Annotated in this window: 10 protein-coding genes; 2 read left to right on the forward strand and 8 right to left on the reverse strand. The window is 62.2% G+C overall.

The features are described 5' to 3' along the window. The 8 genes from RHBS_RS24470 to RHBS_RS24505 all read right to left on the reverse strand — a co-directional run. A partial coding sequence (locus RHBS_RS24470) for a hypothetical protein (RefSeq protein ID WP_145977591.1) occupies window positions 1–285 on the reverse strand: 285 nt, incomplete at its 3' end. Next, on the reverse strand, window positions 275–592 hold the full coding sequence (locus RHBS_RS24475) for a hypothetical protein (protein ID WP_128646675.1): 318 nt from the start codon (window positions 590–592) through the stop codon (window positions 275–277). The genes RHBS_RS24475 and RHBS_RS24470, both read right to left, overlap by 11 nt. Next, window positions 589–1,065 carry a hypothetical protein gene (locus RHBS_RS24480; RefSeq protein ID WP_145977592.1) on the reverse strand — a complete coding sequence of 159 codons (477 nt, stop codon included), beginning with the start codon at window positions 1,063–1,065 and terminating at the stop codon, window positions 589–591. The genes RHBS_RS24475 and RHBS_RS24480 overlap by 4 nt, the downstream gene beginning before the upstream one ends. A 71-nt stretch (window positions 1,066–1,136) precedes the next feature. Continuing rightward, complete coding sequence (locus RHBS_RS24485) at window positions 1,137–1,553, reverse strand: hypothetical protein (RefSeq protein WP_128646678.1); 417 nt, start codon at window positions 1,551–1,553, stop codon at window positions 1,137–1,139. 40 nt (window positions 1,554–1,593) lie between these two features. After that, window positions 1,594–1,812 carry a hypothetical protein gene (locus RHBS_RS24490; RefSeq protein ID WP_128646680.1) on the reverse strand — a complete coding sequence of 73 codons (219 nt, stop codon included), beginning with the start codon at window positions 1,810–1,812 and terminating at the stop codon, window positions 1,594–1,596. Further along, on the reverse strand, window positions 1,809–2,315 hold the full coding sequence (locus tag RHBS_RS24495; RefSeq protein WP_128646682.1) for a hypothetical protein: 507 nt from the start codon (window positions 2,313–2,315) through the stop codon (window positions 1,809–1,811). The genes RHBS_RS24490 and RHBS_RS24495 overlap by 4 nt, the downstream gene beginning before the upstream one ends. Further along, window positions 2,312–2,554: a hypothetical protein gene (locus RHBS_RS24500; RefSeq protein WP_236745409.1), complete on the reverse strand. Its 243-nt coding sequence runs from the start codon at window positions 2,552–2,554 to the stop codon at window positions 2,312–2,314. Before RHBS_RS24500 ends, RHBS_RS24495 begins: the two co-directional genes overlap by 4 nt. A 92-nt stretch (window positions 2,555–2,646) precedes the next feature. Then, window positions 2,647–2,883, reverse strand: coding sequence for a helix-turn-helix domain-containing protein (locus tag RHBS_RS24505; RefSeq protein WP_128646686.1), 237 nt, complete (start codon window positions 2,881–2,883; stop codon window positions 2,647–2,649). 118 nt (window positions 2,884–3,001) lie between these two features. Between RHBS_RS24505 and RHBS_RS24510 the strand changes: the two genes are divergently transcribed. Together RHBS_RS24510 and RHBS_RS24515 are read left to right on the forward strand one after the other, a co-directional pair. Further along, on the forward strand, window positions 3,002–3,445 hold the full coding sequence (locus RHBS_RS24510) for a helix-turn-helix domain-containing protein (protein ID WP_128646688.1): 444 nt from the start codon (window positions 3,002–3,004) through the stop codon (window positions 3,443–3,445). Continuing rightward, window positions 3,438–4,628: a site-specific integrase gene (locus tag RHBS_RS24515; RefSeq protein ID WP_128646690.1), complete on the forward strand. Its 1,191-nt coding sequence runs from the start codon at window positions 3,438–3,440 to the stop codon at window positions 4,626–4,628. Before RHBS_RS24510 ends, RHBS_RS24515 begins: the two co-directional genes overlap by 8 nt. The last annotated feature ends 112 nt before the right edge of the window (window positions 4,629–4,740 follow it).

Consider the following 4,740-nt stretch of genomic DNA (forward strand, 5'->3'; position numbering starts at 1 on the left):
GTCACGCTGCGCTTCGTCGAGGCGTTCCTGCGCGCGGCGGGCCTGGTCCACCCCGGCCTCAGCGCGCGAGTTCGCGCGCTCCGAAGCCGTCGCATACGTCGTAGCTTCGCGCTGCAACTGCTGGTAGCCCTGAGCCATCCGAGCCGTAGCCGACGTGATGCCCGTCGCTGCCTGCGACGTGACCTGCTCCGTACGACGAGCCGACTGCTGCGCACCATCAAGAGCGTTCGTCAGTTGGTCCTCAGCCGACAGGCGGACCGACAGTTCACCGAGATCAAGCGCCATGATGTTCCCCCAACTTGGTGCTGAACGTGGTCCCCAACGCCTCATCGAACTGCCGCTTTACCGCGTCGGCATAGCCGTCCAGGGCACCGGGAAAGCCCGCCTGAGCCAACAGTGGGCCGACCGCCCCGAACAACTTGAAGCAACCCTCGATCGAACCATTCACAGCACCAACGAGTTTGAATACGAGCGCGTGCATATCGTCGGCGTCGAGGCTGTCCAGCAGTTGCGCCGCCAGGTGACGGTCACCGGCCTCGATCAGCTTGAACAGTGCCCTCACCTCCGGCATCAAATCGTTCTGACTACTCATACGTGGCTCACTTTCTCGGACGCAGCGTCCAACCGATCTCGGACCGCTGCGATAGCTCGGAATTGATCTGTGACGACGGGCATAAGCTCGGCCCGGTCGAGTTCGTCAGCGGCCTGCTTGAGGCAGTCACCGACTCGGGAAGTGGTGCGGCGCAACGATTCTTCGAGCACCGAAACGAGGTAGACGCGGCCATTGCTTGGGAGCGGAACGCCGGTGTAGCAGTCCATGACGAACTTGCTCAGCGCCGCGAGCCGGTCACCAGTGCCAACCGAACCGCCCGAACGGATCAGCGCGACAACCGCACCGGGGTCCGGGTCGACACCATCGCCCGCCAACTCCCGCACGCACTGGACCACCGCCGACGCCTTCGGGTCCGCGAAGTCCCGACCCTCGATGAAGTCGAGCCAGACCAGCGCCGTGCCGGCGCGCTGCCAGAGCAGCGCACCGACAAAGCAGGACTCAGCAGTGACCACGATGCGAAGAGGCGTGACCGACGCTCGGATGCGTGTATCCGCGTGTGAGGCCAGATCCGTAACCGTCACAATCAATCACTCTCCTTGAACAAGGTGCAGAGGTACTGGGCGCGGGCCACGCGATGATCGGCGGCGGAATGCACGGGGCAATCAGGGTCGTCGATGGGGTCCGTGGCAGAGCAGCGCGTTCCGTCAGCGTTCTTCAACCACTTCGTTTCTTCCAGCACGGAAGAAACGAAATCGACTTTGGTGTTCAAGTCTTGTACTTGATTAGAGGAAATCGTCTGTCGATTTCCTCCTTGAACTTCCTGCCGAAGTTCCTCGATCCGCACGAACGCCGACGTAATTCCGTCGATAACGTCGACGGCCTCTTCGAGCGAAAGCTTGATCGAGGTGTCCCCCCAGGACAGGTGGACGTGTTTCTGTAGGCCGTCCAACCTGACACGGACCGTCTCGTCGGAGATCACGAGTGTGCTGGTCGTTGCCATCACGCGGCCTCGATTCCGATGAGACCGTGCTTCGCCCTGGCTATCTGGCGAAGTCCAGCAGCAACGCGGCCAGGTGCTCGGCGTCGTCCCACGCGATCGGGTACATCGAGCGGCCCTCATCGGTCAGGAACACCAGCTCGATCCGATCGAAGTCCACCAGACCGACCCGCAGGACATCACGTCCGACGAGGCCGTCGAGAGTGATGACACCCTCGAACGCCGCAGTGACGTTGCCAGGCAACATCTTCGTGCCCCTCACGCTGCACGCTCCTCGGTCGAACCGGTGCACGCATCAGCAGTCGCAACGAGCAACAGCCGCACCAACTCCGGGATGGAATCGGTCGAGAACGTTGCGTCATACCCACGGAGAACGACGTTGTGTTCCGTCGGCTCACCCTCGAACGGGAACCGCTGCGAACCCACCACCGACTCGAACCCGCTCAAATCCCAGACCGACCCCGCAGACCCGTACGCCTCCGTATGCGCGTCACCATCCTCCGACCGATCGAGCTGCACCGCCGTATACGCCTGCGCCAGAGTGACAATCAGATTCAGTGCGCCATCCGGCGACAACGTCCAACCGTGGTCCTTGTCGCCCACCTGTATCGCGTGACTCGACCCCTCAGCATCGACCGCGCGATGCACCAACACATCCAGACGGTCCGACTCCGAATCCATCGCAACCGAATCGAGCTGGAGAAAGTCGCAGATCTCCTGGTTCGGGAGCAACTCCGGGCGTGGCTCGAAAGTGGGAGTGCTCATGCGATGTCACCGCCGAACGTCGCGCGGGCCATCGCCGAATGCTCGATGAAGTCGACGTCACCGATGCGGCCTGCACGCATCGCCAGTTCCAGCGCGTCGCGGGCACCGAACGACGGGGCCACCACACGGAGACGACGGCCGTAACGAGCACGCGCCGTCGGCAACAGAGATGCGTCGAACTCGGACGGCAAAGCAGTCAAATGTCGAACCTGTCGGAGGTTCGGAGTACAGTTCCTCATCAGATCAGTTCCTTTCAAGAGGGTGCGGTCGATTGCCTCGGCAGGTGGTAGGACACCTGTCGAGGTTTTTTCATTGAGAAGGGACGCCGACATCAAGACGCGGCGCTGACGGGTTGGTCCGCGCCGAAAAGGGTCAGGAACGGCAGACGTGGGATGAGCACGCGCCGGCCCACGTTGACGGAAGGGATCTGGCCCCGCTGAATACCACCGGTCAGGGTCCGAACGTCGATACCCAAGACCTCCGCTGCCAGCTTCTTGGTGATTACCACTTCGTTCGATCGGCGGAGATCGTCCAGGGTGGTCCTGCTATGAGCCTCTGTCGTGCTCATCTGTCCTCCAGGTGTCATAAAATGCGTCGGTTGGAACGCATTAATAGTTACACGAAACACGCCAAGGATGCAATAAATACCTTCGAGATGCCTATACATTTTCTGATACATTGCGTGCATGGGCGCACTGGAGGACACGGATAAGGCAATCGGGCAAGCTGTTCAGAGGGCGCGGATCGCGCGAGGCTGGTCTCAGACCGCACTAGCGGAGAGGCTCGCGGAGGCGAGCGAAACGAACTGGTTGCAGCAAACCGTCCTCCGGCTCGAGTCCGGTCAGCGGTCGTTGAAGGTTCGCGAACTGATACTGCTGTCAGAAGTGCTCGGCATCAGCCCAGCGGGATTGCTCGATGGCATTGTGCGCGAACAACATTCAGATCCTCTGGATGTCGAGTCCATGAATTGGATGATTCGCGATCTGAACAACGCCATCACCGCGCTACAAGAGGCACTCATCGGGCAAGAGCGAAGCGCCACGCAGGTCAAGGAGTCAGCCCAGCAGATCCGGCACCAGCGCGACGTTCTCGAAGCTGAGATGAAGAGCAGGCAGTCCCGCAATGGCTAGGCGCAGTCGGCGGGCCGGCAAAGGCTCCATCACCAGCTACACCACCAAAGCCGGAACACGCTGGCGCTACCAACTCTGGGTACCACTCGACCCCGAAAACCCCGACGAAGGCGACCGCCAAACCGGAAAAGCCGGCTACAAAACAGCAGCCGAAGCAGACGACGCACTCACCACAGCGAAGAACGAAGCAGCCGCGGGCCTACGCGTCGACAACACCAAGATCACCCTCGGCCCCTACGCGCAGCAATGGCTCGACAGCCACAGGGTCGCCAACACCACCCGGGAGCAGTACCAGCGCCACATCACCCTCCACATCGCCCCAACCCTCGGCGACGTTGCAATCAGAGCGATCACCGCCACCCGCATCGCCAAGCTCTACCGAGACCTCGAAGACAAAGGACTTGGCACCAACAGCATCCGAAAGATCCACGTCACCCTCACCCAGATACTCGACGCTGCCGTCGCCGACCGACACGTACTCGTAAACCGAGCGCGCACCAAAGCCGCCAAGCCACCCACCATGAAGCAGGCGAAAGAAGCCGCCGAGGAATACGAGGCATGGACCGCAGCGCAACTCTCCGCGTTCCTCGCATGGGACAGGGACGTCTACAACGACGAACTCCACGCCCTCTGGCACACCATGGCCTCGACCGGCATCCGGCGCTCTGAAGCTCTCGCCCTCCGATGGACCGACGTCAATCTCACCGATGGGGCCGTCACCGTACGGCGCGCCCTCGACTCGTCGATCACCGGCAAGGGGACCGTGAAGGGCACCAAGACCGGCCGCACCCGGCGCATCGACATCGACACAGCCACCATCGACAGCCTGAAAGCACACAGGGCGGCACGGGGCGGCATGGCACTGGCATTAGCGCGGGGTGACTCACTTGTCTTCGGTAACGACGCAGGGGAGCCACGGAACGTACGCGGGGCATCCACCGGGTGGACCATGCGGGTACGACGGGCACGGGCGCACCTCGGGGAGGACGTGCTGCCTACCCTCCGGCTGCACGGCCTGCGGCACACCCACGCCACCCTCCTGATCGCAGCGGGGGAGTCGATCAAGGTGGTTCAGGAGCGGCTCGGTCACGCGTCCATCTCAGTCACCATGGACATCTACAGCCATGTGATCCCCGGCCAACAGAAGAGCGCAGCCGAGAGGTTCGCCGCCCTTTTGAGCTGACGCTATTGCACCGTCTGTTGCATGGAGCAGAAACGACAGAAGCCCTGACCCGCGTCATTGCAGGTCAGGGCTTCTTTTCGATGGGGTGAGCGACGGGACTCGAACCCGCGAC

The sequence above is a fragment of the Rhodococcus sp. BS-15 genome (assembly GCF_000813105.1).
In the GTDB taxonomy this organism is placed as follows: Bacteria; Actinomycetota; Actinomycetes; order Mycobacteriales; family Mycobacteriaceae; genus Rhodococcoides.